This window comes from Massilia alkalitolerans DSM 17462 (assembly GCF_000427785.1).
GTDB classification, from domain to species: Bacteria; Pseudomonadota; Gammaproteobacteria; order Burkholderiales; family Burkholderiaceae_D; genus Telluria; species Telluria alkalitolerans.
Genome location: NZ_ATYR01000005.1, coordinates 82,205 through 107,971, shown reverse-complemented (window position 1 = coordinate 107,971; position 25,767 = coordinate 82,205). Strand labels below are relative to the sequence as shown.

The 25,767-nt window shown below is 67.1% G+C and carries 22 protein-coding genes and 1 tRNA gene; 18 read left to right on the top strand and 5 right to left on the bottom strand.

The annotated features are described in order from the left end of the window. Window positions 1-22: 22 nt before the first annotated feature. Both YWC_RS0107375 and xseA read right to left on the bottom strand, forming a co-directional pair. Entirely contained in the window at window positions 23-601 is a 579-nt protein-coding gene (locus YWC_RS0107375; RefSeq protein ID WP_027864788.1) for a superoxide dismutase, read from the bottom strand. An 85-nt stretch (window positions 602-686) separates the two neighbouring features. Continuing rightward, the gene (gene xseA / locus YWC_RS0107370) at window positions 687-2,060 is read right to left on the bottom strand and encodes an exodeoxyribonuclease VII large subunit (protein WP_027864787.1); all 1,374 of its coding nucleotides are present in this window, start codon (window positions 2,058-2,060) and stop codon (window positions 687-689) included. A 1,271-nt stretch (window positions 2,061-3,331) separates the two neighbouring features. Here xseA and YWC_RS0107365 point away from each other — a divergent pair. From YWC_RS0107365 to adk, 6 genes are all read left to right on the top strand, one after another. Beyond that, window positions 3,332-3,937: a MotA/TolQ/ExbB proton channel family protein gene (locus YWC_RS0107365; protein ID WP_027864786.1), complete on the top strand. Its 606-nt coding sequence runs from the start codon at window positions 3,332-3,334 to the stop codon at window positions 3,935-3,937. After that, window positions 3,937-4,377: an ExbD/TolR family protein gene (locus YWC_RS0107360; protein ID WP_027864785.1), complete on the top strand. Its 441-nt coding sequence runs from the start codon at window positions 3,937-3,939 to the stop codon at window positions 4,375-4,377. The genes YWC_RS0107365 and YWC_RS0107360 overlap by 1 nt, the downstream gene beginning before the upstream one ends. Window positions 4,378-4,407: 30 nt before the next feature. Then, complete coding sequence (gene lpxK / locus YWC_RS0107355) at window positions 4,408-5,436, top strand: tetraacyldisaccharide 4'-kinase (protein ID WP_027864784.1); 1,029 nt, start codon at window positions 4,408-4,410, stop codon at window positions 5,434-5,436. Continuing rightward, window positions 5,417-5,587, top strand: a complete 171-nt coding sequence (locus YWC_RS31970; protein WP_081926130.1) for a Trm112 family protein — start codon at window positions 5,417-5,419, stop codon at window positions 5,585-5,587. The genes lpxK and YWC_RS31970 overlap by 20 nt, the downstream gene beginning before the upstream one ends. A 4-nt stretch (window positions 5,588-5,591) precedes the next feature. Further along, window positions 5,592-6,344, top strand: coding sequence for a 3-deoxy-manno-octulosonate cytidylyltransferase (gene kdsB / locus YWC_RS0107345; RefSeq protein WP_027864783.1), 753 nt, complete (start codon window positions 5,592-5,594; stop codon window positions 6,342-6,344). A 181-nt stretch (window positions 6,345-6,525) separates the two neighbouring features. After that, a complete protein-coding gene (gene adk, locus YWC_RS0107340; protein WP_027864782.1) occupies window positions 6,526-7,182 on the top strand; it encodes an adenylate kinase in 657 nt (218 codons plus the stop codon). Window positions 7,183-7,226: 44 nt separating this feature from the next. Here adk and YWC_RS0107335 read toward each other — a convergent pair whose 3' ends face one another. Then, window positions 7,227-7,739 (bottom strand): DsbA family protein, encoded by a 513-nt coding sequence (locus YWC_RS0107335; protein ID WP_027864781.1) that lies wholly within the window; start codon window positions 7,737-7,739, stop codon window positions 7,227-7,229. Window positions 7,740-7,901: 162 nt separating this feature from the next. On the opposite strand from YWC_RS0107335, the gene YWC_RS0107330 reads away from it, so the two are divergent. From YWC_RS0107330 to YWC_RS0107315, 4 genes are all read left to right on the top strand, one after another. Next, window positions 7,902-8,582 carry a hypothetical protein gene (locus tag YWC_RS0107330; protein WP_036213535.1) on the top strand — a complete coding sequence of 227 codons (681 nt, stop codon included), beginning with the start codon at window positions 7,902-7,904 and terminating at the stop codon, window positions 8,580-8,582. A 140-nt stretch (window positions 8,583-8,722) separates the two neighbouring features. Then, window positions 8,723-9,481, top strand: coding sequence for a 3-hydroxyacyl-CoA dehydrogenase (locus YWC_RS0107325; RefSeq protein ID WP_027864779.1), 759 nt, complete (start codon window positions 8,723-8,725; stop codon window positions 9,479-9,481). Window positions 9,482-9,544: 63 nt separating this feature from the next. Beyond that, window positions 9,545-11,359: a gamma-glutamyltransferase gene (gene ggt / locus YWC_RS0107320; RefSeq protein ID WP_051306322.1), complete on the top strand. Its 1,815-nt coding sequence runs from the start codon at window positions 9,545-9,547 to the stop codon at window positions 11,357-11,359. Window positions 11,360-11,372: 13 nt separating this feature from the next. Continuing rightward, window positions 11,373-11,984: a class I SAM-dependent DNA methyltransferase gene (locus tag YWC_RS0107315; protein WP_027864777.1), complete on the top strand. Its 612-nt coding sequence runs from the start codon at window positions 11,373-11,375 to the stop codon at window positions 11,982-11,984. 44 nt (window positions 11,985-12,028) lie between these two features. Here YWC_RS0107315 and YWC_RS33670 read toward each other — a convergent pair whose 3' ends face one another. Continuing rightward, window positions 12,029-12,922: a PEP-CTERM sorting domain-containing protein gene (locus YWC_RS33670; RefSeq protein WP_156923552.1), complete on the bottom strand. Its 894-nt coding sequence runs from the start codon at window positions 12,920-12,922 to the stop codon at window positions 12,029-12,031. A gap of 356 nt (window positions 12,923-13,278) precedes the next feature. On the opposite strand from YWC_RS33670, the gene YWC_RS0107305 reads away from it, so the two are divergent. The 6 genes from YWC_RS0107305 (at window position 13,279) to YWC_RS28645 (ending at window position 22,328) form a co-directional block, all read left to right on the top strand. Continuing rightward, window positions 13,279-14,436 carry a patatin-like phospholipase family protein gene (locus tag YWC_RS0107305; RefSeq protein ID WP_027864775.1) on the top strand — a complete coding sequence of 386 codons (1,158 nt, stop codon included), beginning with the start codon at window positions 13,279-13,281 and terminating at the stop codon, window positions 14,434-14,436. Continuing rightward, window positions 14,433-18,752, top strand: a complete 4,320-nt coding sequence (locus tag YWC_RS28650; protein WP_051306304.1) for a hybrid sensor histidine kinase/response regulator — start codon at window positions 14,433-14,435, stop codon at window positions 18,750-18,752. The genes YWC_RS0107305 and YWC_RS28650 overlap by 4 nt, the downstream gene beginning before the upstream one ends. After that, entirely contained in the window at window positions 18,749-19,426 is a 678-nt protein-coding gene (locus YWC_RS0107295) for a response regulator transcription factor (protein ID WP_027864774.1), read from the top strand. The genes YWC_RS28650 and YWC_RS0107295 overlap by 4 nt, the downstream gene beginning before the upstream one ends. A gap of 83 nt (window positions 19,427-19,509) precedes the next feature. Then, window positions 19,510-21,138 carry an AMP-binding protein gene (locus YWC_RS0107290; RefSeq protein WP_027864773.1) on the top strand — a complete coding sequence of 543 codons (1,629 nt, stop codon included), beginning with the start codon at window positions 19,510-19,512 and terminating at the stop codon, window positions 21,136-21,138. 7 nt (window positions 21,139-21,145) lie between these two features. Beyond that, entirely contained in the window at window positions 21,146-21,655 is a 510-nt protein-coding gene (locus tag YWC_RS0107285; protein WP_027864772.1) for a MarR family winged helix-turn-helix transcriptional regulator, read from the top strand. A gap of 7 nt (window positions 21,656-21,662) precedes the next feature. Continuing rightward, entirely contained in the window at window positions 21,663-22,328 is a 666-nt protein-coding gene (locus YWC_RS28645; RefSeq protein ID WP_036213527.1) for an EAL domain-containing protein, read from the top strand. Here the strand turns inward: YWC_RS28645 and YWC_RS34160 are convergent. Beyond that, window positions 22,325-22,408: a PEP-CTERM sorting domain-containing protein gene (locus YWC_RS34160; protein WP_371846142.1), complete on the bottom strand. Its 84-nt coding sequence runs from the start codon at window positions 22,406-22,408 to the stop codon at window positions 22,325-22,327. The two genes, YWC_RS28645 and YWC_RS34160, sit on opposite strands and share 4 nt — an antisense overlap. A 292-nt stretch (window positions 22,409-22,700) precedes the next feature. Between YWC_RS34160 and YWC_RS0107270 the strand changes: the two genes are divergently transcribed. Together YWC_RS0107270 and YWC_RS31490 are read left to right on the top strand one after the other, a co-directional pair. Further along, a tRNA-Arg gene (locus YWC_RS0107270) sits at window positions 22,701-22,775 on the top strand. 134 nt (window positions 22,776-22,909) lie between these two features. Next, window positions 22,910-25,666, top strand: a complete 2,757-nt coding sequence (locus YWC_RS31490) for a PAS domain-containing hybrid sensor histidine kinase/response regulator (RefSeq protein WP_051306303.1) — start codon at window positions 22,910-22,912, stop codon at window positions 25,664-25,666. Window positions 25,667-25,767 lie beyond the last annotated feature (101 nt).

The window sequence follows — 25,767 nt, the reverse complement described above, 5'->3', positions numbered from 1 at the left end:
TGCATTCATGAACGAGAAGGGCTTAAGCCGCGTTCTGGTTCACGAAGTCCCAGTTCACGACATTCCAGAACGCGTCCAGGAACTTGGCGCGCGCATTGCGGTAGTCGATGTAGTAGGCGTGCTCCCAGACGTCGGCGGTCAGCAGCGGCTTGTCCGAGGTGGTCAGCGGGGTGCCGGCGTTTGAGGTGTTGACGATGTCGACGCTGCCGTCGGCCTTCTGCACCAGCCAGGTCCAGCCCGAGCCGAAGTTGCCCAGTGCCGACTTGTTGAACTCTTCCTTGAACTTGTCGAACGAGCCCCACTTGGCGTTGATCGCGTCAGCGACCTTGCCGGTCGGTGCGCCGCCGCCGTTCGGGGTCATGCAGTTCCAGAAGAAGGTGTGGTTCCACACCTGGGCCGAGTTGTTGAACACACCACCGGTCGACTTCTGGATGATCTCTTCCAGGGACATGTTTTCGTACTCGGTCCCCTTGATCATGTTGTTCAGGTTGGTGACATAGGTCTGGTGGTGCTTGCCGTGGTGGTATTCCAGGGTCTCGGCCGAGATGTGCGGCTGCAGGGCATCCTTAGCGTACGGCAGTGGCGGCAGGGTATGTTCCATGTTCAATTCCTTGTGCGTTGGTTGGACGGGTTTTGTTCCAAAACCGCGCTATTCTAAACCGGATAGCGCGATGTTGCATGCTTGGCTAGTCATTCGGATCACCCAGCGCGGCCTGCACGCTGGACACGACGATGTCGGCCGTGCCGCCGGCCAGCCGCACGCTCAGCTTGTTGCGTGCCTTGACCTGCGCCGGGTCGCGCAGCACTTCGCCCTTGACGTTGCGGACGATGGCATAGCCGCGCTCGAGCGTGCGTTGCGGGTTCAGCAGTTCCAACTGCGCCGCCAGGGCATCGAGGGCGTCGCGCCGCCGTTTGACGGCGTTGCACAGGCTGGTGTTCAGGTGGCGCCCGTCCGCCAGCAATTGCGCGCGCATTGCGCGCATGTCGGGACGGTGGCGCATCCAGCGCTGCTGCAGCTGGGCCAACACCAGGTTCTGGCGGTTGACCGGGGTGCGCACCGCATGGGTCAGGGCGGCCGCCGTCGATAGCAGTTTCACGCGCTGGTGGCGGATCTGGGCCGAGGGGCTGAGCAGGCGCCGGCTGTAGCTGTCCAGGCCCTGGCTGGTTTCCGACAGCGTGCGGCGCATGGCGCGGCGCAGGTCCTGGGCGTCGCCCGACAGGGAGGCCAGCCAGTCGGCGCGCGGCGTGACCGCCAGCTCGGCGGCGGCGGTCGGGGTGGCGGCGCGCACGTCGGCGGCGAAGTCGGCGATGGTGACGTCGGTCTCGTGGCCCACGCCCGAGATCACCGGGACCTGGCAGGCGTCGATGGCGCGCGCCACGCATTCCTCGTTGAAGCTCCACAGGTCTTCGATCGAGCCGCCGCCGCGGCACACCAGCAGCACGTCGGCTTCCTGGCGGCGCGAGGCGGTTTGAATCGCTTCGGCAATCTTGTCGGCGGCGAACTGGCCCTGGACCGGGGCCGGGTAGAGGATCACGCGCACGTGCGGCGCGCGGCGGCGCAGGGCGGTGAGCACGTCGCGCAGGGCCGCGGCCTGGGGGCTGGTGACGATGCCGATGGTGCGCGGGAACAGCGGCAGCGCTCGCTTGCGCTCTTGATCGAACAGGCCCTGGGCCTGGAGCTTTTCCTTGAGCCTCAGGAAGGCTTCGTAGAGCTGGCCGACGCCGGCGCGGCGGATGGTCTCGACATTGATCTGGTAGTCGCCGCGCGCGCCGTACAGGGTGACCAGGGCGCGCACCTCGACCTTGTCGCCTTCGCGCGGATTGAATCCGGCGTATTGCGCGCGGCTGCGGAACATCACGGCGCGCACCTGGGCGGCATCGTCCTTCAGCGTGAAATACCAGTGGCCGGAACTGGCGCGCGTGAAGTTCGAGATCTCGCCGCCGATCCAGACCAGTGGAAAACTCCGTTCGAGCAGGCGGGCGACCTGCTGGTTCAGGGACGTCACGGTCATGACGGGTGGCGCGGTGTAGGCGGGATCGGCGTCGCTTTGATATTCCATGGAGGCTGCTTGGCTGCTTTGGTAAAGCTGATGCTTATGTCATATCTTGGGGAAAACGACAAGGCTTGGCGGCAGTCGTGCGCACCGGTGCGGATGTTTGTCCAGCATGAAGCGTTGTTGCCAGTTTTCAATGCATTCTATTGAAAGTCTTTGAAATCAATGGCTTGCAGAGGTGTCTTCAGGTTTTAACGCGACTTTATCCACAAAATCTGTGGGCAACTCATCCATAAGACAGGCGCCTGCTCAAGAATGGAGCGTGGAGCTCGCCTCCCTTATGCGTCAAGCACTTAGCAGCCCTATGCCTGGCTTGGACACATTGTTGTCCACAAAATATGTGCATATCCTAGCTTCGACGACCCAGTCCCGAAGACTGGGCAGGAGCACGATGCGCCTGCCTAAAAATGACGCTAGGAAAGTTTATTGTTTTAGATCAATGACTTAAGCTAGCGAAGGGCGCCTTGCACACAATTTTGTCCACACAAAGTGTGCACAAGAGCGCTTGCCGTGGTCGGCGGGGGCGGTTTGCGCGCGCTGAAGCGCTGGATCAGCCCGCCCAGCGGCTTGGAACACGGCTTTTCCGGCATTTGCCAGCATTTGCATGTTTCGCAGGCAGTCCCATCCGATCCCTTATGAATCAATGGCTTAGCTTGCCGCATACATCATTCATCACATCCTTATCCACAAAAAATGTGCAGATGTGAATTTTCTTAGCCGCTGAGTCTGCAGCACAGAATAAGTCATGCATGAAAGGGCAGAGTTGCACACAATCCATCGCATTACTGCTGAGTGATGAAATTTTATGCATTAATGGTTTCTTGTTTTATATCAAGCACTTAGTATCGAAAATCGGCCCTTGCTCACACTTTTGTCCACAAAAAATGTGAGGAACCGCACAGAACCGGGCGCTAGAGGACAAGCTACGACACTGCCTATTTTTTGCGCTCCGGAAATTTCTCGAAACGAAACAATGACTTAGCTGCAGTCAGGCGCCATTGCGCACAATTTTGTCCACAGAATTTGTTCGTAAGTGCAAACGGTTGAGCTAGATCAACATCATCCCCAACAAGACGTCTGAGCTGGAAGCATGCTCATCTGACACGTGCCGTTTTCTTGCGCAGGCGCAGAATGTCCTTTGAAATCAATGCTCTTTGATCCAGAAGAGGGCCTTGCACACATTTTTATCCACAGAAGCTGTGCAGAACCACACTTGCCGCACTGCTGGCAACTTGTTACATTGCTGAACTGATTTTCTTTCCCACTAGGAGTTTCTTTTGCTCGCCATTTTTCAAGCTGCAGGCTGGCCCATCTGGTTCTTGCTGATTGCCTCGATCATTGCCGTCGCCCTGATCGTGGAACGCCTGATCTACCTGCGCCGCGAGAAGATCCTCCCGAAGGCATTGCTGGATGAAGTGATCCGCGTCTACCGCGCCGGCAAGGTCACGCCCGACGTGGTCGACAAGCTCGAACACAATTCGCCGCTCGGCACCGTGCTGGCCGCCGCGCTGCGCAACGTCGACGCGCCGCGCGACGTCATGAAGGAATCCATCGAGGAAGCCGGCCGCGGTGTCGCCCACGGCCTGGAACGCTTCCTCACCACCCTCGGCACCATCGCCTCGCTGGCTCCGCTGCTGGGCCTGTTCGGCACGGTGGTCGGCATGATCGAGATCTTCGGCGCGCAAAGCCCGACCGGCAACAACCCGGCCCAGCTGGCGCACGGCATCTCGGTGGCGCTGTACAACACCGGCTTCGGCCTGGCGATCGCCATGCCGGCCCTGGTGTTCTACCGCCACTTCCGCTCCTCGGTCGACAGCTTCATCGTCGAGATGGAACTGCAAGCCGTGAAATTCGTCGACGTCGTGCACGGGACCCGCAAATGATGAACTTCCGCCGCGGCCGCCAGCGCGAGGAACCGGAGATCAACCTGATTCCGTTCATCGACGTGCTGCTGGTCGTCCTCATCTTCCTGATGGTCTCGACCACCTACAGCAAGTTCACCGAGCTGCAGATCACGCTGCCCACGGCCGACGCCGAGAAGGTGCAGGAGCGTCCCTTCGAGATCAACGTCACCATCGACGCCAAGGGCAACTACACGGTGAACAATGTGCCGGTGTCCTTCCACAGCGTGGCCGGCCTCGCAGAAGACTTAAAAACTGCGGCCCGCAATGCCCCGAGCGGTCAACCAGCGGTCGACCCGGTGGTGATCGTCAACGCCGACCAGTTCGCGATGCACCAGATGGTCATCAACGTGCTGGAAGCGGCGCGCGTGGCCGGCTACGATAAGCTGACCTTCGCTGCCCAGACCGGCACCAGGAAATAACAACGCGGACGCCCCGGCGTCCGCTCCTCCATGGCTTCCAACCTAGAATCGACCCTCACCCGTGCCTGGCTGCGCCGCGGCCCGCTGGCGCTGGCCTTGCTGCCGCTCGCGCTGCTGTTCCGCGTTCTCGCCGGGGTGCGCACGCTGCTGTATCGGCTTGGCCTGAAGAAGAGCGAGCGCCTGCCGGTGCCGGTCATCGTGGTCGGCAACATCTTCATCGGCGGGACCGGCAAGACGCCACTGACGATCTGGCTGGCGGACAGCCTGCGCGGCGCCGGCCTGCGTCCTGGCGTGATCTCGCGCGGCCACGGTGGTGCGGCCGAAGTGCCGCGCGAGGTGACGCCGCAATCCGATCCCCGTGAAGTGGGCGACGAGCCGCTCCTGATCGCGGCGCGCGCCGGCTGTCCGGTCGTGGTGGGACGCCAGCGTGCCCAGGCGGGCAGGGCGCTGCTCGCCAGCCACCCGGAGGTGGACGTCCTGATCACCGACGATGGCCTGCAGCACTACGCGCTGGCGCGCGACGTCGAGATCGTCCTGTTCGACGGCCGCGGCGTCGGCAATGGCTGGCTGCTGCCGGCCGGCCCGCTGCGCGAGCCGCCTTCGCGGCGCCGCGATTTCACGGTGGTGAACGCGCCCGAGATCACCCCGAGGCTGGCGCGCGCCGTCGGCGGCCAGCCTTTCCAGATGCAGCTGGCGGGCGACTTCGCCGAGCCCCTGATGCGGCCGGAAGATTGCCTGCCGCTCGCGCGCCTGAAGGGCAGGCGCATCGTGGCCGCTGCCGGCATCGGCAATCCGGGCCGCTTCTTCGCCATGCTGCGCGGCGCCGGCCTGGACTTCCAGGAACTGCCGCTGCCCGACCACCACGACTTCCTCGACCGACCTTTCGACGGGCTCGACGCCGATGTCATCCTGATCACGGAGAAGGATGCAGTAAAATGTCGGCAACTTGATAACCTGAAGGACGATCCGCGCTTGTGGGTCGTGCCCGTGACCGCGCGGATCGACCCCGCGCTGGCCGAACAAATCGTGGAGAAATGTCGTGGACGCTCGACTGCTTGATATCCTGGTCTGCCCGCTGTGCAAGGGCCCGCTTGAATACGATAAGAAAGCGCAGGAACTGACCTGCCGCCCGGACCGCCTGGCATACCCGATCCGCGATGGTATCCCGATCATGTGGGCTGACCAGGCGCGCAAGATCGAACCGGTGTAAGTCGATGGGCTTTACCGTCATTATCCCGGCCCGCCTGGCCTCGACCCGCCTGCCGAACAAGCCGCTGGCCGACCTCGGCGGCAAGCCGATGGTGGTGCGCGTGGCCGAACGCGCGCGCGAATCGGGAGCGAGCCGCATCATCGTGGCCACCGATCACCCCGACATCCTGGCGGCCTGCGAGGCGCACGGCATCGAAGCCTGCATGACCCGCGCCGACCATCCTTCCGGCACCGACCGCATCGCCGAAGTGGCGCACAAGCTGGGCCTGGCGCCAGGCGAGGTGGTGGTCAACCTGCAGGGCGACGAACCGCTGATCGACCCGGACCTGCTGGCGGCCTGCGCCGCGCGCATCGTCGAGGGCGTGCCGATGGCCACCGTGGCCCACCCGATCGTCGACGTGGCCGAGGTGTTCAACCCGAACGTCGTCAAGGTCGTGCTCGACAAGGCGGGCAGGGCGCTGTACTTCTCGCGCGCCACCATTCCCTGGGACCGCGACGCCTTTGCAGCAAGCAAGGATGCGCTGCCGGCCGGCTACGCGCCGCTGCGCCACGTCGGCCTCTATGCCTACAGCAACGCCTTCCTCCAGGCCTATCCGGCGCTGGAGAGTTCCCCCCTCGAAACCATCGAGGCGCTGGAACAGCTGCGCGTGCTGTGGCACGGCTACCCGATCGCCGTGCACATCACGGACAGCGCGCCGCCCGCCGGCGTCGATACCCCGGACGACCTGGAGCGGGTGCGCCGCCACTACGCTGCCTGAACTTTCTTACGCCAGTTTTACGTTGTCTGCGCTATGTCAAAACGAGCTGGCGGAGGCCCCGGGGATTGGCGTTAAAGCTGACTTTTGTGGTAACTTTCGTGTCAAGTAGCCAGATATGCATCAAACACAATCGTCTGCCAACATAAAAATTATCAACATCCTCTAAGAATCTAGGAAACTCATGCGTCTCATTCTGTTAGGAGCACCCGGCGCCGGCAAAGGCACCCAAGCCAACTTCATCAAGGAAAAGTTCAACATTCCGCAGATTTCCACCGGCGACATGCTGCGCGCCGCGATCAAGGCCGGAACCGAACTGGGCATGGCTGCCAAGAAGGTGATGGATGCTGGCCAGCTGGTGTCGGACGACATCATCATCGGCCTGGTGAAGGAGCGCCTGAAGGAGACCGATTGCGCGGGCGGCTACCTGTTCGACGGCTTCCCGCGTACCATCGCGCAGGCCGACGCCATGAAGGACAGCGGCGTGCAGATCGACTACGTGCTGGAAATCGACGTGCCTGACGAACTGATCGTCGAGCGCATGTCGGGCCGCCGCACCCACCAGGCCTCGGGCCGCGTGTACCACACCAAGTTCAACCCGCCCAAGGTCGACGGCGTCGACGACGTCACCGGCGAGCCGCTGGTGCAGCGCGACGACGACAAGGAAGAAACCGTCCAGAAGCGCCTGGCCGTGTACCACAACCAGACCGAAGTGCTGCTCGGCTACTACAACAAGTGGGCGCAATCGGGCCTGCCGGGCGCGCCGAAGTACCGCAAGATTTCGGGTGTCGGCCCGGTCGAGCAGGTGCGCGACGCGGCCTTCGCGGCGCTGTCGGAATAAATACTCAGCAAGTTGATCGAACGGCCCTGCGGGGCCGTTTTTCATTATAGATAGCGCTCGACGGCCGCCGTCAGCGACTCCCGGTCCGAATCTCCGTGGTAGCGTTCACCGTTGATGAAGAAGCTTGGCGTCCCGCTCGCCCCCAGCGAATGCGCTTCCTCCGCCTGCGACTGGATCCGCTCGCGGTGCCGGCGCTGGGCCAGGTCGGCGTCGAAACGCCCCGCGTCCAACCCCAGGCCCTGGGCCAGCAGCGGCAGCTGGGCCGGCGCCATCTGCGCCTGGTGCTCGAACAGGGTGTCGTGCATCTCCCAGAACTTGCCCTGGGCGCCCGCCGCTTCCGCCGCCTCGGCCGCGCTTTCCGCATAGGGGTGCATGCCGAGCGGCAGGTGGCGATAGACCAGCGCGATGCGCTCGCCGTACTGCTTCTGCAGCCCGCTCAGGGTCGGGTGGGCCCGCGCGCAGTAGGGGCACTGGAAATCCCCATATTCGATGATGACGATGTCGGCATCGGGATTGCCCCGTACGTGGTCGCCTTCCACGATCTCTACCTGCCTCATGCTCGCTCCCGTGAATGTGATGGGCCGATCTTCGCATGCTCTTCCACAGCTGCGCCGCCCGTTACCGTTCAACAATCATGTGAGGAAGTGTTTCGCGTGCGCCGATCGCCCCAATGCGGGCAGATAATGGCCTGTCCAATATCCATTCGCGCGAGGTGCACCATGCGTCCCATCCAGTCCATGATTGCCGTGCTGTTCGCCCTGGGTTCGGCGGCAGCGCTGGCCCAGAACCAGGCGCCGGCCCAGCCGCCGACGGGCAAGCCGGTCGACGACAGCGCCACGTATGGCCCTGTGCTGAATCCGCAGCAGCCGACCCCGGCCACCACGCAACAGCCGACCCCGGCCAGCACGCAGGCGGCAGGCGAGGCCCGGCCGCAGGCGCAGGAAGAGCGCGCCGGCCAGCCGCCGGTCACCAGCAAGCAGAACGAAGTCGATCCTTCGGCCCGTCCCGCGCCCGGCACCGGGCAGCCGGCGACCCCGACCCCGCTGCAGGCCCCGGCCCAGCCGCAAACGCAGCAGCCCAAGACCCAGCAGGAACTCCAGGGCAAGCCCGAGCGCCAACAGCAAACGAAGAAACAGGCCCAGCGCCGTCCGGGCGCGGTCCAGCGCATCGAGCCCACGCCGCGCATCGCCGCGCCAAGTCCGGCGCCAGTCCCGCGTGCCGGGGTGGCGGCGGCGCCCAGCCCGGTCGGTCCGCAGTCGAGCCAAGTGATGAGCTGCGTGGGCGGCACCTGCACCGACGTCAACGGCACGACCTATAACGCGGGCGGACCGGGCAATGTCGCGGTCAGCAGCAGCGGCCGCGCGTGCACGACCAACGGCACCACGGTGCAGTGCCTCTGATCCGACCGCATCATCGCGCTCGCGGGATGGTTTTTCTTGCCAAAAGTTCGCTACAATGCCGGCTGTTTGACGTTTACGTTAACGTCATGTTCGCGTAAGCCGTCATCACAGCGGCACTAGAACTTTTAAAAGGGAAAACCATGCAAATTCAGAACAATGTGTTCATCGTGACCGGTGGCGCGTCGGGCCTGGGAGCAGCCACGGCGCGCATGATCACGGAAGCGGGCGGCAAGGTCGTCATCGCCGACGTGCAGGCGGAGGCAGGCGCCGCGCTGGCGGCTGAGCTGGGCGGCCAGTTCGTCAAGTGCGACGTCACGCAGGAAGCGGACGGCCTCGCGGTCGTGGACGCGGCCACCAAGCTCGGCACGCTGCGCGGCCTGGTCAACTGCGCCGGCGTGGCGCCGGCCGTCAAGACCGTCGGCAAGGACGGCCCGCACCCGCTCGACGCCTTCCAGCGCGCGGTGAACATCAACCTGGTCGGTACCTTCAATATGTGCCGCCTGGCGGCCGACGCCATGGGCAAGACCGAAGCATCGGAATACGGCGAGCGCGGCATCATCATCAACACCGCCTCGGTCGCGGCCTTCGACGGCCAGATCGGCCAGGCCGCCTACGGTTCCTCGAAGGCGGCGGTGGCCGGCATGACCCTGCCGATGGCGCGCGACCTGGCGCGCAGCGGCATCCGCGTGATGACCATCGCCCCGGGCATTTTTGAAACCCCGATGCTGATGGGCATGCCGCAGGAAGTGCGCGACTCGCTGGGCAAGATGGTCCCGTTCCCGCCGCGCCTCGGCATGCCGAAGGAGTACGCGCACCTGGCCAAGGCCATCATCGAAAACGTGATGCTCAACGGCGAAACCATCCGCCTCGACGGCGCGATCCGCATGCAGCCGAAGTAAGCTTCCTGAAGGCTCTTGCCAATTGTTGTAGGATTGGCAGATGTCGGGCGCATGGCGCAAGCCATGCGCCCGTTTTGCTTTTGGAGAAACGATTTGAACAATACGAAGTTGCGCAGCACTGTCCTGGCCCTGGCCCTGGCTTTTACTGTCCAGCCGCTGCTGGCCCAGGACACTCGCCAGGCGGCCCCGGAAGCCGCCACCGGCTATACCACGAAGCCCGGCTGGCCCGCGAAAAAATACATGGTGGCCGCGGCCAATCCGCTGGCGGTGCAGGCCGGCTACCAGATCCTGCGGCAAGGCGGCAGCGCGATCGACGCGGCGATTGCCACCCAGCTGGTGCTGACCCTGGTCGAGCCGCAGTCGTCCGGCATCGGCGGCGGCGCCTTCCTGGTCCACTACGACGGCCGCAAGACCCAGGCCTTCGACGGCCGCGAGACCGCGCCCTCGAAAGCCGACGAGCGCCTGTTCCAGCGCCCTGACGGTACGCCGCTGTCGCGTACCGAGGGCATCGTCGGCGGCCGTTCGGTCGGCGCGCCGGGCGTGCTGCGCATGCTCGAGCTGGCGCACAAGGAGCACGGTCGACTGCCCTGGAAGGCCTTGTTCGCACCTGCCATCCGCTTGTCGGAAGAGGGCTTCGCGGTCAGCCCGCGCCTGCACGCACTGCTGTCCGGCGACCGCCACCTGCGCAAGGACCCGGAAGCGGCGCGCTATTTCTACGGCAACGGCGGCCAGCCCTGGCCGGTCGGCCATATCCTGAAGAACCCGGCCTTGGCAAAGACGCTGCGCGAGATCGCCGAGGGCGGCGCCGACGCCTTCTACCAGGGCCGCATCGCGCGCGACATCGCCGCCAAGGTGCAGGGCCACCCGACCAACCCGGGCCTGCTCAGCGCCGCCGACATCGCTGCCTACCAGCCGAAAGTGCGCACCCCAGTGTGCAGCGACTATCGTGCCTACACCGTGTGCGGCATGCCGCCGCCGTCCTCGGGCGGCATCGCCGTCGCCCAGATGCTCGGCATGTTCGAGACTTTCGACATGAAGGCGCTCGCGCCAGGCAATGGCGTCCCGGGCCCGGATGCGCTGCACGTGTTCAGCGAAGTGGGGCGCCTGGCCTATGCGGACCGCAACCGCTACGCCGCCGACGCCGATTTCGTGCCGCTGCCGGGACGCGGCGTGCCGAGCCTGATCGACAAGGCTTACCTGGCCACGCGCGCCAGGCTGGTGGGGGCGCGCTCGATGGGCGAGGCGCCGGCCGGCAAGCCGCCCGGCATGGAGATGGCCTGGCACTGGGGCAAGGACAATGCCATCGAAACGCCGTCGACCTCGCACCTGTCGGTGGTCGACGGCCACGGCGCGGGCCTGGCGATGACCACGACCATCGAAGATGCGTTTGGATCGCGCCAGATGGTGGACGGCTTCATCCTCAACAACCAGCTGACCGATTTCTCCTTCGCCTCGCGTGACGCCGACGGCCCGATCGCCAACCGGGTGGAAGCCGGCAAGCGCCCGCGCAGCGCGATGTCGCCCACCGTGGTGTTCGACCGCAAGACCGGCAAGCTGGTGCTGACGGTCGGTTCGCCCGGCGGCCCGGCCATCATCAACTACGTCGCCAAGGTGCTGGTCGGGACGCTCGACTGGGGCCTCAACGTGCAGCAGGCAATCGCGCTGCCGAACTTCGGCAGCCGCAACGGCCCGACCGAACTCGAAGTGGGACGCTTCCCGTCGACCACCATCGAGGCGCTGAACGCGCGCGGCCACAAGGTCCGCCTGGGCGAGCAGACCTCGGGCCTGCACGGCATCCAGCGCATCGAGGTGCATGGGGTGCCGCTGTGGTACGGCGGAGCCGATCCACGCCGCGAAGGCGTGGCGCAAGGGGACTGAGCGGACCATCCGGATGCAGCCCCCGTCGACCGCCGCCGCTTACGACCAGCTGGCCGAACGCTGGCTGGACGGGGTATTCGACGCCAGCAATGGTCTGCGCCAGCACGAGCGGGCGCTCGCCTTTCTCGCGCCGGCAGCCGATGGCTGGGCGCTCAACGTCGGCTGCGGCTGCAACACCCGGTTCAATCCCCTGTTGCGCCGGCATGGGCTGCGGATCGAGGCTGTCGACCTGTCGGCGCGCATGCTGGCACTGGCGCAGGCGGCCGACCCGGAGGTCGTCCTGCACCAGGCCGATATCCGTGATTGGCCGCTTCCGCGCGGCTACCATTTCGTGGCGGCCTGGGACAGCATCTGGCACGTCCGCCTGCAAGACCAGCGCGCACTCATGCGCAAGCTGATGGGGGCGCTCGAGCCGGGCGGGGTCTTCCTGTTCACCGCGGGCGGGCTGGACCAGGCCCATGAGCACGTCGATGCCGCGATGGGCCCCGAGGTCTACTACGGCACCCTCGGGATACCCGGCCTGCTCGCGGTGGTCGAGGAGGCGGGCTGCCTGTTGCGGCACCTCGAATTCGACCAGCATCCGGAACAGCACCTGGTCGTCATCGCACAGCGCCCAAAAAAATAATGCCGCCCGATGCAGATCGGGCGGCATGTTATGTGGGAACTCCCTTACCCCTTGCGGCGCCTGCGCTGCGAGGCCAGCGCCGCCAGGCCCAGGCCGATCAGGGCCGCGGACGCCGGTTCCGGAACTTCGCCAGTAGCGCTGCCTTCGCCCGAGCTGCCACCGATGGAACCACTATCGATCGAGCCGCCATCGATGGAGCCGCCACCATTGGAACCGCCATCGGTCGAGCCGCCGCTGGTCGAGCCACCGCTGGTCGAGCCGCCGCTGGTCGAGCCGCCGTTGGTCGAGCCGCCGCCAGTGGAATTGCCGCCGCTCGAGCTGCCCTGATTTCCATCGTTCTGGACTGGAGGCGGCATATAGATGCTGGCGGGAATAAGGCCTTGCACGCCGATGCCGCCTGTCTTGCCTCCTGCATCGCCGATGTGGGCGGCGAAGCCGTAGCCGCCGGGTTGGCCCTTGTTCTTTGCAGTGCTTGGCGCGAATGCATCCAGGGAAAGGCCGGCCATGCTGAGACTAAATTCGAGCGGGATGCCGACCTTGCTGGAAATGCCGCCGCTGTTCAGCTTGAAGCCATGCGTGAACATGCCGTCCGGGGTCAGGTTGAACGGTCCTCCGCTTAGCACGCTGAAGGCGTTCCCGGTGTAGCCGATGACTGCATTCTGGTAGGCGCTGGCCAGGCTGAAGCCGAAAGTCGGGCTATCGCTGGGTCCAGTCCCGGCAAAATAATAATTGTCAGCCAGGCTTACCTTGACGTCGACGCGGTCGGCCGACGCCTGGGTCAACTGGACCGTGACGGGGCTGCCAGTGAAGGTGGCGGACGTGGACAAGTTGTATTTATACGACGTGCCGACGGCAATGGGCGTGGCGTGTGCTGCAAACGACACGCTAGCAAACAGTGCTGCGGCAGCGATTTTCTTCAGGACTTGGACTTGGTTCATGTAATAGTTAAAACAAATATTGATTATCTGTATTTATGCAATTTGCGTGCCAGTAGATTCAAATGATTGATTTTATTGATTTAATTTTTATATCGATGTCCAGATGAGATAAGGTTATAAAATTTTCCGACAGTAAATTATTGTTATGAAAAAGAATTTTTCTAGTTTTGGCCCTGCACTTCAATTGTACAAAGGGACTCTTTCCATGTGTAAATTCCTTCAACTCGAGTCGGGAGCCCGTTTCACGCTCCCTGTGGTTAAAAAGCCTTGGACAGGCCATGCTTGACCCATATATTTCCCATTAGATACTCGACTTTTGCTAAGCTTCGCGGGTGGACAGTAGAGCAAAAACAGGCCTGGTCCTCACAGGCGGTGGAGCACGCGCCGCCTATCAGGCCGGCGTGATGCATGCGATCGCCCGCATCCTTGCCGACGCCGGCCGTCCGGCCCTGCGCTCTCCCTTCGACATCATTTGCGGCACCTCGGCCGGCGCGCTCAACGCCACCGCGCTGGCCTGCCGCGCCGACGACTTCAGCAGCGCCGTGCGCGGCCTGCTGGGCGTCTGGGAAGGCGTCAGCGCCCACCAGGTCTACCGCGCCGATTCGCTGGCCGTGCTGCGCTCGGGCGCGCGCTGGCTGTCGCTGCTGTCCTTCGGCTGGCTGCTGCGCAAGTGGCACGCTGCGCCGCCCCAGTCCCTGCTCGACAACACCCCGCTGGCTGGCCTGCTGCACCGCGCCCTCGACCTGCCGCGCCTCGATGCCGCGCTGGCCGACGGCGTCCTGCACGCGCTCGCGATCACCGCTTCCTCGTACAGCAGCGGGCATCACATCACCTTTTACCAGGCGGCGCGCGAGATCGCGCCCTGGCTGCGCCACCAGCGCCTGGCGCTGTCGACCCAGATCAGCGTCGAGCACCTGCTGGCATCGAGCGCCATTCCCTTCATCTTCCCGGCGGTGCCGCTGTACCTGGGCGGCCGGCGCGAATACTGCGGCGATGGTTCGATGCGGCAGCTGGCGCCGATCGCGCCGGCCATCCACCTGGGCGCGACGCGGGTGCTGGTGGTGGGGGCGGGGCGCATGTCGGAAACGGCGGTCGCCCCCCCGCCAGGTCCGGCGACCAGCGGCGGCTATCCGAGCCTGGCGCAGATCGCCGGCCATGCGCTGTCCTCGATCTTCCTCGACAGCCTGGCGGCCGACATCGAACGCCTGCAGCGCGTCAACCAGACGCTCGAGCGCGTGCCGCTCGAGGCTCGTGCGGCGCTGCCGCTGCGCCGCGTGGAACTCCTGGTGATCGCACCGTCCGAACGCCTCGACGACATCGCCCTGCGCCACGTGCACAGCCTGCCGTCGCCGGTGCGCACGCTGCTGGGCGGAATCGGCGCCCTTGAAACGCGCGGCGCGGCGCTGGCTTCCTACCTGCTGTTCGAAGGCAGCTATACGCGCGAGCTGATCCGTCTCGGCGAACACGATACCCTGGCCCGGCGCGACGACGTGCTGGCCTTCTTCCCCGAATGAACGCGCTGATCCGATGGTGTGCGGCGGCGCTGCTGCTGGTGCTGAGCGTGGGTGCGCTGGCCGCACCGCCGCGCCCGACCCTGCGCTTCGAGCACCTGTCGGTGTCCGAAGGCCTGGCGCAGGAGACCGTGCTGGCGGTGGTGCAGGACCGCGACGGCTTCATGTGGTTCGGCACCCAGAACGGCCTGTCGCGCTTCGACGGCTACCGCGTCATCAACTACCGCACCGTGCCCGGCAAGCCGCGCTCGCTGTCGAACAGCTGGGTGCGCGTGCTGCACCTGGACCGCCACGGCCGCCTGTGGCTGGGCACCGACGGGGGGCTGAACCTGTATGACCCGGTCACCCAGTCCTTCACCCTGTTCGTGCCGGAAGAGACCGCGCGGCGCGGCAACGGCAACCGCCACATCAACACCATCGTCGGCGACGACCGCGACGGCCTGTGGATCGGCACCAACGACGGGCTGCAGCACTTCGACACCACGCTGCGCCGCTTCACCACCTGGCACCACGAGCGCGGCAACGAAGCGAGCCTGAGCGACGACAACGTCAACGCGCTGGCGCTGGACGCCGGCGGGAGGCTATGGATCGGCACCGGCGGGGGACTCGACAGCCTGGTCATCGGCAAGGACGCCGGGCGCGCGCGCATCGAGCACCACCCTGCAGGCCTGGGGCCGCGCGGCAACCCGGTGCACGCGCTGGTGGTGGACGGCCAGCAACGCCTGTGGGTCGGACGCCTGGGCGGGCTGGAACGGCGCGAGCTCGACGGGCCGGATGCGGGCAAGGTACGCCGCTTCGGTCCTGAAGACGGCATCGGCCCGTGGTGGATCACGACCCTGTACCGCGACGCCGGCAACGAAATCTGGGTCGGCACCCATGACGACGGCCTGCTGCGCTGGCGCGGGCACGAGGACAAGTTCGAGAGCCACCGCCATGCGGTCAGCGACCGCCACAGCCTGGGCGACAACCAGGTGGCTTCGCTGTACCGCGACCGCCTCGGCACTTTCTGGGTTGGCACCTGGTACGCCGGCGTGTCGCGCGTGGACCTGGGCAGCGGCGGTTTCGCCCGCATCGTGCGCCGCGGCGACCTGCCCGACACCCTGGCCGACAACAAGGCGCGCGCGCTGCTGGGCGACGGCAACAAGCTCTGGGTCGGCACCGCCACCGCGCTCAACCACGTCGACCCTGCCACCGGCGCGGCCAGGGTCTATCGCCCCGATCCGCGCAATCCGAACAGCCTGGCCGACCTGCCGGCCAGCGCACTGGCGCGCGAACGCAGCGGCCGCCTGTGGATCGGCAGCCGCACCGGCCTGACCTCGTTCGACCCGGTTAGCGGCCGCTTCGAGCGCCTGACGCTGTCCGGCGACGCCGACGCCAACAACGTGCGCGCCCTGTATACCGCGCCGGACGGCGGCATCTGGGTCGCCACCCGCGGCGGCCTGCACCGGCTCGACCCGGCCACGCGCAAGACCGAGCACTGGCGCCACGACCCGGGCAAGTCCACCAGCCTGGCCGACGACATCGTGCGGCCGATGCTGCTGGACCGGCGCGGCCGCATGTGGATCGGCACCTTCGACGGCCTCGACCTGATGGACCGCGCCAGCGGGCGCTTCCGCCATTTCCGCCACGATCCCTACGACGCGGCGAGCCTGAGCCACGACGAGGTGCACGCGCTCTTCGAGGACAGCCGCGGCGACGTCTGGGTGGGCACCGCGGTGGGCCTGAACCGCATGGTGACGGCCGCCGACGGCTCCGTGAGCTTCGTGCGCTACACCACCCGCGAAGGCCTGCTGGACGACGCGGTCGCTGCGATCCTGGAGGACGAGGACGGCCGCCTGTGGGTCAGCACCACCAGCGGCATTTCCCGTTTCGATCCGCAGAAGGGGACCTGGCGCAACTACACCGCCGCCGACGGCCTCACCGAGGGCGCCTTCTTCGACTCGTCGGCGGTGCGCGGCCCGGACGGCATCCTGTACTTCGGCGGCTTCAACGGCATCACGGCCTTCGATCCGCGCGCGATCCGCGACAACCGGGTGGCGCCGCGCCCCGTCATCACCGGCCTGACCATCTTCAACAAACCTGTCGAGGAGGCGCTGCCGGGCGTGCTCAAGGGGCCGGTGGAGCATGCCGAGACGGTGACGCTGCCGGCCGGCGCCTCGGTGTTCTCGCTCGAGTTCTCGGCCCTGCACTTCGCCGCGCCGGGGCGCAACCGCTTCGCCTACCGCCTCGACGGCTTCGACCAGGACTGGGTCTACGAGGACGCCGCCAGGCGCTTCGCCACCTATACCAACCTGGATCCGGGCACCTACGTGTTCCGGCTGCGCGCGGCCAACAAGGACGGCGTCTGGAGCGAGCAGGTGGCGGCGCTGGCGATCACGATCGAGCCGCCGCCCTGGGGCACGCCATGGTTCCGCGCCATCGCCGTGCTGCTGCTGGCGGCCCTCGCCTACCTGGGGGTGCGGATGCGCATGTCCGGCCTGCAGCGCCAGAAGGAACAGCTGGCGCGCCAGGTGGGCGCGCGCACCGAGCAGGTCGAACAGCAGAATCGCATGCTCGAGCGCCAGACCGAGGAACTGCGCGACCAGGAGCAGCGCGTGCGCCAGCAGTCCAACGAGCTGGCGCGCGCCTATCGCGCGCTGCAGGAGAACGAGGAATTCCTGCGCCAGGCCAAGCAGCGCGCCGAGGATGCGACGCGCCAGAAATCCGAATTCCTGGCCAACATGAGCCACGAGATGCGCACCCCGCTGGCGGGCGTGATCGGCATGCTCGGGTTCGCGCTGCGCGATGCCTCGCTGCGCGAGACCACGCGCGAGCAGATCCAGCGCGGCCAGGGCAATGCCGAGGCCCTGCTGGCGATCATCAACGACCTGCTCGACTTCTCCAAGATCGAGGCGGGCAAGCTGAGCATCGAGAACATCGATTTCGACCTGCACGCCAAGATCCGCAACGTGGCCAGCCTGTTCGAGGAACAGGCCGCCGGCAAGAGCGTGGGCTTCAACGTGAGCATCGACCCCGGGCTGCCGCGCTTCGTGGTAGGGGACCCGACGCGCCTGCGCCAGGTGCTGGTCAACCTGGTCGGGAACGCCTTCAAGTTCACCCGGGCGGGGGCGATCGACCTGCTGGTCGAGCTGCGCGCGGACGACCAGGTGCGCGGGGAGGGCTGGAACATGGTGCGCTTCACCGTGCGCGACACTGGCATCGGCATCCCGGCCGATGCGCTGCCGCGCCTGTTCCAGAAGTTCGAACAGGCCGACACCACCACCACGCGCCGCTATGGCGGCACCGGCCTGGGCCTGGCGATCTGCCGCCAGCTGGTGGCCCTGATGGGTGGCTCGATCGCGGTCAACAGCATCGAGGGCAAGGGCAGCACCTTCAGCGTGCTGGTGCCGCTGGCCGACGGCGTCGAGCCGCCGCACGTGGAGCAGGCGCCGCGCGCGCCGCACACCCACCGCCTGCGCATCCTGTGCGCCGAGGATTTCGCGACCAACCAGATCATCGCCCGCACCATGGTCGAGGAGATGGGCCACCAGATCGACATTGTCGACAACGGCCTGCATGCGGTGGCCGCCTGCGCCCGCAGCCGCTACGACCTGGTGCTGATGGACGGGCGCATGCCCGAGATGGACGGCGCCACCGCGACTCGCCTCATCCGCGCCGGCGGTACGCCGGAGTCCAGGGTGCTGGACCCGCACCTGATGATCGTGGCCCTGACCGCCAATGCCAGCGGCGAAGACCGGGCGCGCTACCTGGCCTGCGGCATGGACGCCTTCCTGACCAAGCCGATCGACGAGGACGCGCTGCACCTGCAGATCTCGCGCGCCATCGAGCGCCAGCTGGGGCGCGGCATCGCGTTGCCGCCGATGCCCGCCGCCGACGGCCCTGCCAGCGGCGAGGCGCAGCAGGCCTCGCCGCTGGCCGCGCTGGACGCGATGTTCGGCGTCGCCCCGACGCCGCATGCCCCATCCCCGGACGCCGCTGCGGCAGCGCCGCCCAATGCCGGCCGCCGCGCCGACGACCTGGCTGCGCGCCTGCGCGCCGCCTTCGCCGCCGACCTGCCGCGCCGCCGCGCCGAGCTCGCGCAAGCGCTCGACGCGGACGACCTGGAAGCGGCGGGCAGGGTGCTGCACGGCCTGCGCGGCAGCGCCGCCTACCTGGGCGAGACCGCGCTCGGGCAACTGTGCGCCGAGCTGGAAGCGGCTGCCGATGCGGGCGACCGCACGCGCCTGCTGGCCGGGCTGGCGCGCCTGGGCGTGCAGCTGGCCGTGTTCCAGCCCACTATAATGAGCCTCGACAGTGGGCAGGAGGACAGCGGAACATGATAGTGCTGGCGGTGGACGACGACGTGGTGTCGCGCATGATGCTGATGCATCTGGTCGACAGCTGCGGACAATACGAGATCGTGGAAGCGGAGGACGGCGAGGACGCCTGGCACCGGCTGGAGGCCGGCCTGCGCCCCGGCATCGTGTTCTGCGACCTGCGCATGCCGAAGCTCGATGGCATGGCGCTGCTGGCGCGGGTGCGCGCCGCAAGCCACGATCCTGCCCTGCAGGCCGTGCCCTTCGTGCTGGTATCGGCGGCATCGGACGCCGATACGCTGGCCGAGGCGGGGCGCCTCGGCGCCGACGGCTACATCGTCAAGCCTTTCGCCGCGGGGCAGGTGCGGGCCCAGCTCGCGCGCCTGGCGCCGCAGGACGAAGAACCGGCCTCCGTGCAGCAGCGCCTGGGCATCACGTCCGAACGCCTGCTCGCCTATCTCGGCGGCCTGCAGCGCCAGCTCGAGGACGCAGGCCCGGGCCTGGCGGCACTGCCGCTGGACGGGGGCGAGCGGTTGCAGCGCCTGGCCGAAGGCTGCGCCACGCTCGGACTGGCGGACAGCGCGGCGCGCCTGCGCGCCGTGATCGCGAGCGGCGATGCGCACGCGCTCCAGGCAGCGCTGGCGCATGCACGCGGGGCGGTCGGCCGCCAGCAGCAGCGCGCGCAAGCCATCTCATAAATACGCTTGCTGGCAGATTACTTTAGATTTAAAGTAAGTCGGGATCGCTGCATTATTGCCGGAACATCCAACAAAGGCCCGACATGACCGACGCTTCCGCAGCACTTGCGCCGTCCGGCTACGCCGACGGTTTCGCCCGCGCCCAGCTGCCGCCCCCGGGCGAGTGGCCTGAATTCCGCTTCGACCTGCCCGAGCTGCAGTATCCGCCGCGCCTGAACAGCGCGGCCGAGCTGCTCGATGGCGCCGGCGCGCGCGGCTGGGACGCGCGCACGGCACTCATCGGCAGCCGCGAGCGCCTCAGCTACGCCCAGCTGCGCGCGCGGGTCGACCGCATCGCCCACGTGCTGCGCCAAGGCCTCGGGCTCGCGACCGGCAGCCGGGTGCTGCTGCGCGGCGCCAATTGCCCCATGATGGCGGCCTGTATCCTGGCCGTGATCAAGGCCGGCTGCATCGCGGTGCCGACCATGCCGCTGCTGCGCGCCCGCGAGCTGGGCATCATCGCCGGCCGCGCCCGCGTCGATGCGGTGCTGTGCGCGGCCTCGCTGCGTGCGGAGGTCGATGCGATGGAGCCCGGCGGCCTGCCGCTGGTGCTGTTCGACGGGGATGCGTCCGATTCGCTGGAAGCGCGCATGACGGCCCACGACGAACCCTTCCATGCGCCCGACACCGCCGCCGACGACATCTGCCTGATCAGCTTCACCTCGGGCACCACCGGCGTGCCGAAGGGGACCATGCACTTCCACCGCGACCTGCTGGCGATCTGCGACTGCTTCCCGCGCCACACCCTGGGCGCGCGGATGGACGACGTGTTCATCGGCACGCCGCCGCTGGCCTTCACCTTCGGCCTGGGCGGGCTGCTGCTGTTTCCGCTGCGCGTGGGCGCCAGCGCCGTGCTGGTCGAGCGCTTGAGCCCGGAAAGCCTGCTGGCGGCGATCCAGGAACACCGCGCCACGGTGTGCTTCACCGCGCCCACCTTCTACCGCCAGATGGCCCAGCTGGCGCCGCGCTTCGATTTGCGCAGCCTGAGCCGCAGCGTGTCGGCCGGCGAGGCGCTGCCGGTCGCCACCCGCGAGGCCTGGAAGGTGGCAACAAGCCTGGACATGATCGACGGGATCGGCGCCACCGAGATGCTGCACATCTTCATCTCGGCCGCGGGCAGCGAGGCCAGGGCCGGCGCCACCGGCAAGCCGGTGCCGGGCTACCAGGCCTTTATCCTCGACGAGCACGGGCGGCCGGTGGGGCCGGGCGTGGTGGGGAGGCTGGCGGTGAAAGGCCCGACCGGCTGCCGTTACCTCGACGACCCGCGCCAGCGCAACTACGTGCAGGATGGCTGGAACATCACCGGCGACGCCTACGAGATGGACGCCGACGGCTATTTCTACTACCGCTCGCGGCTGGACGACATGATCATCTCGGCCGGCTACAACATCGCCGGCGCCGAGGTCGAGGAAGCGCTGCTACACCATCCGGCGGTGGCCGAGTGCGGCGTGGTGGGGCGCCCCGACGAGGAGCGCGGGCAGGTGGTCGAGGCCCATGTCGTGCTCAAGCAGGGCGTGGCGGCAAGCGGCGAGCTGGCCGCGGCGCTGCAGGAATTCGTCAAGGCCCAGATTGCCCCGTACAAGTATCCGCGCGTGGTGCGTTTTCGCGAACAGCTGCCGCGCACCGAAACCGGTAAACTACAACGGTTTAAATTACGCATGGACGCGGTCTGAGGAAAACATGTCCGATCTCGAGGACTCGGGCCAGGCAGAGCAGGAGCTCGACCTGGCAAGCCGGCTGACGCAGGATCACCATCAGTCGCTCAAGCTGTGGCTGCGCATGCTGTCGTGCACCGTACGCATCGAGAACGAGATCCGCTCGCGGCTGCGCGCCGGTTTCGGCATCACGCTGCCGCGCTTCGACCTGATGGCCCAGCTCGAGCGCCATCCCGACGGACTGCGCATGGGCGAGCTGTCCCGGCGCATGATGGTCACCGGCGGCAACGTCACCGGCATCACCGACCAGCTCGAGCGCGAAGGACTGGTGCTGCGCGTGCCCGATCCGCACGACCGCCGTGCCTGGGCGGTGCGCCTGACCCCGGCCGGACGCAGCGCCTTCGCCGAGATGGCGGCGGTGCACGAACGCTGGATCGACGAGATGCTGGCCGATATCCCGGCCGAGGACAAGGCCAGCCTGATCGCGCTGCTGGCGTCCATGAAGCAGCGCCTCAACACCGGCGAAGAACGTTAGCGTCGACCTGAAGACACGCAGCATCTGGGCGCACGAGGCGCTGGTGCGCGGGCCGCGCGGCGAGGGCGCCTGGTCGGTGCTGTCCCTCGTCAACGAGGACAACCTCTACGAGTTCGACCAGGCCTGCCGAATCGAGGCGATCCGCGGTGCGGCGCGCCTTGGCCTGCCTGGCCGGCTGTCGATCAAATTCCTGCCGAATGCCGTCTACCATCCGGCGACCTGCATCCAGCGCACCTTCGAGGCCGCGAACGAAGCCGGTTTCGCGCTCGAGAACATCGTGTTCGAGGTCAGCGAGGGCGAGCGCCTGCGCGACCGGCCGCACCTGGTCCAGATCTTCCGTGAATACCGCCGCTACGGCTTCGGCACCGCGATCGACGATTTCGGTTCCGGCTTTGCCGGACTGGACCTGCTGTCGGCGTTCCAGCCCGAAGTCCTCAAGCTCGACATGGCCCTAGTGCGCGGCATCGACGGCGACCGCGCGCGCCAGGCGGTCGTCAAGGGAGTGCTGGCGATGTGCGCGGAACTGGCGGTGCGGGTGCTGGCGGAAGGCGTCGAGACGCCGGCCGAGCGCGACTGGCTGGCCGGGGAGGGCGTGGACCTGATGCAGGGTTATCTGTTCGCCAGGCCCGCGCTGCACGCGGCCGGCGACATCCACCCGGCGGCCTGGGCCTAGACTTTGCTGGTGCGGCGGCGGCTGCTACAGACCGCGAGCGCGCCCACGGCCAGCAGCGCCAGGCTGGCCGGCTCCGACACGTCGTGGTGTTCCTGGCTGCCGGCTTGCAGTCCATCGCCAATCAGACCGCCACCGGCCTGGCTAGCACCGCCTTCGCCGGCGGTGTTCTGGCTCGTATCCTTGACCGGAATCTGGATCGACGGCGAGGTGATGTAATGGCTGAGGCGGCCGAAAAATGAAATACCAACCTCTGCTTGTAAAGCTTTTCGTATTTATTCAGGAATGCGCGTAGCTGTTTTGCCACTGTTCTGATTTGGCAAGGGGGCTGGTACAATACAGGACTGCACCTGCGCACACGCGTGGGAGCGATGTGTCGCCATAGTACAATGGATAGTACAAGGTCCTCCTAAGACTTAGATGCAGGTTCGATTCCTGCTGGCGACACCATCTTCTCCTGCCCACCCGGGCGTGATTTTCCATCATCTCGGCTATACTTTCCCGCGCGCCGCCAATCCCCGGCAGCGCCTCCTGCTTCCGTGGCACGGCCCTGGCAGCGCCCTTGCCCCAACCGGACCCGCACGATGTTCCTCACCGCTTCCTCCCCCGGCCAGCCTGGCGCTGTCGAAACCCTGATGGCCGAGCACGACTGGAACGCCGCCGCTTGCGGCGATCCTGGCGGCTGGGAGCCGGCGCTCCAGCACGCGGTGCGCCGGATGCTCGACTCGGCCGTCGCGACCTTCATCGTCTGGGGAAGCGAGGAAACCTTCCTGTACAACGATGCCTACGTGCCGGTGCTGGGCCGGCGCCATCCGGAAGCGCTGGGCCGGCCGTTTGCCGCCGTCTGGCCTGAATCCTATCCCAAGGTGGCGGGGGCGGTGGCCCAGGCGATGGCGGGGCGCACGGCCAGCTTTACCCATGCGCCCTTCATCGTCACCCGCAACGGGCTCGAAGAGCAGGCCTGGTTCTCGTTCACCTATTCGCCGCTGCGGCGCCTGGACGGCACGGTGCGCGGCTTCGTGTGCGCAGTCACCGAGACCACCGACCTCGATGCCATCAAGCGCAGCGAGGCGGCCCTGCGCGACGCCCAGATGCGGCTCGAAGGCGCGCTCGGCGCAGCCCAGGTCGCGACCTGGAACTGGAACGTGCGCGAGAACCGGCTGTATGCCGACGCCAACCTTGCGCGCCTGTACGGCGTGCCGGCCAGGGACATCGACGGCGGCCCGGTCGAAGCCTACCTGGCGGCAATCCATCCGGACGACGTGGCCCGGGTCCAGGCACGCATTGCGAACGCGCTGGCGAGCGGCGAAGCCTTCGGCGACAACTACCGCGTGCGCGGCGCGGACGGCCGCTGGCGCCACGTGGAGGCGCGCGGCAAGGTGAGCTTCGGGGACGACGGACAACCGGAGTGGCTGCCGGGTGTGGCGCTCGACGTCACGGCCCAGAAAGAGGCCGAAGCCGGCTTGCGGCGCAGCGAGGCGCGCTTCCGGCGCCTGGCCGAATCGAACGTGCTCGGCATCGTGCAATACCGCTTCGACGGCACCCTGATCGAGTCGAACGATGCCTTCCTCGACATCCTGCGGGTGACGCGCGCCGACCTGGAGCGCACCGGTTTGTCCTGGCGCGAGCTGACTCCGCCCGAATGGCACGAGGCCGACGAACGCGGCTGGGCCCAGTTGCGCGCGACCGGCGTGATGGAGCCGTATGAAAAGGAGTACCTGCGCAACGACGGCAGCCGCGCCGCGGTCTACCTCGGCGCCGCCAACGTCGATGGCAGCGCCGACGAGGGCATCGCCTACGTGCTCGACATTTCCGGCATCCGCAGCGCCGAGCGTGCCCTCAAGGAAAGCGAGGCGCGCTTCCGGGTGATCGCCAACGCCATGCCGCAGTCGGTGTGGTCGACCCGTGCGGACGGCTTCCACGACTACTACAACGACCAGTGGTATGCCTTCACCGGCATGCCCTACGGCTCGACCGACGGGGCCGGCTGGAATGCCCTGTTTCATCCGGACGACCAGCCGCTGGCCTGGGAACGATGGCGCCATTCGCTGCGCACCGGCGAACCCTACGAGATCGAATACCGGCTGCGCCACCACACCGGCAGCTACCGCTGGGTGCTGGGGCGCGCACTGCCGGTGCGGGGCGAGGACGGCGGCATCGTGCGCTGGATGGGCACCTGCACCGATATCCACGAGCAGAAGCTGACCCAGGAAGCCCTGCAGGACGCCGACCGCCGCAAGGACGAGTTCCTGGCCATGCTGGCGCACGAGCTGCGCAATCCGCTGGCGCCGATCGCCACCGCCGCATCGCTGCTGGCGATGGCGGCGCAGGATCCGGCGCGGGTGCGCCAGGTGGGCGCGGTGATCTCGCGCCAGACCGCCCACATGACCGGCCTGATCGACGACCTGATGGATGTCTCGCGCGTCACGCGCGGCCTGGTCAGCCTGGAGCGCGACGACCTGCCGCTGTCGCAGGTCGTCGACGACGCCGTCGAACAGGTGCGTTCGCTGCTCGAGGGCAGGACGCACCGGCTCGAGGTGCGGCTCGCCTGCGCCGGCGTGACCGTGAACGGCGACCGCAAGCGCCTGGTACAGGTGCTGGCCAACATCCTCGGCAATGCCGCCCGGTATACCCCGGCGGGCGGCCACATCGTGCTCTCCGGCGGCGTCGAGGACGGCTGCGCCGTGCTGGCGGTGCGCGACAACGGCATCGGCATGGCGCCGGAGCTGGTGGCCAGCGCCTTCGAGCTGTTCTACCAGGGCAAACGCAGTCCGGACCGCTCGCAGGGCGGCCTCGGGATCGGGCTGGCGCTGGTGCGCAGCCTGGCCGAGCTGCACGGCGGCAGCGTGGAAGCGGCCAGCGAGGGCGAAGGGCGCGGCAGCACCTTCACGCTCAGGCTGCCGCTGCTGGAGCAGGGCGCTCGCAGCGCGGGGCAGGCGAGCAAGCATGCGCTGCAGCAGGCTCCTGCGGCGCTGCGCGTGCTGGTGGTCGACGACAATACCGATGCGGCGGAACTGGTGGCGATGTTCCTGGGCCTGCTCGGCTATGAGGTCAGCGTCGAGTTCGGCGCGGCTGCGGCGCTCGAGCGCGCGCGCCAGCTGATGCCGCACGTCTGCCTGCTCGACATCGGCCTGCCCGGCATGGACGGCAAGGAACTGGCGCGCCGCCTGCGCCGGCTGCCCGGCCTGGAACGGGTCAGGCTGGCGGCCATGACCGGCTATGGCCAGCCGCACGACCGGCGCGAAACCGAAGCGGCGGGCTTCGACGTCCATTTCGTCAAGCCGGTCGAGACCGATGCGCTGGCGGCCTGGCTGGCCGAGGTGGAAACGCCCCTCGCCTGAGATGGCGGCGGCAGCACGCCGCCGAAACCACGGCGCCAGTCGGTACAATGGCGTCTTCTTTCAACATTTTGCGCCCGCCGCCTTGCGTGTCGGGCAGGTTC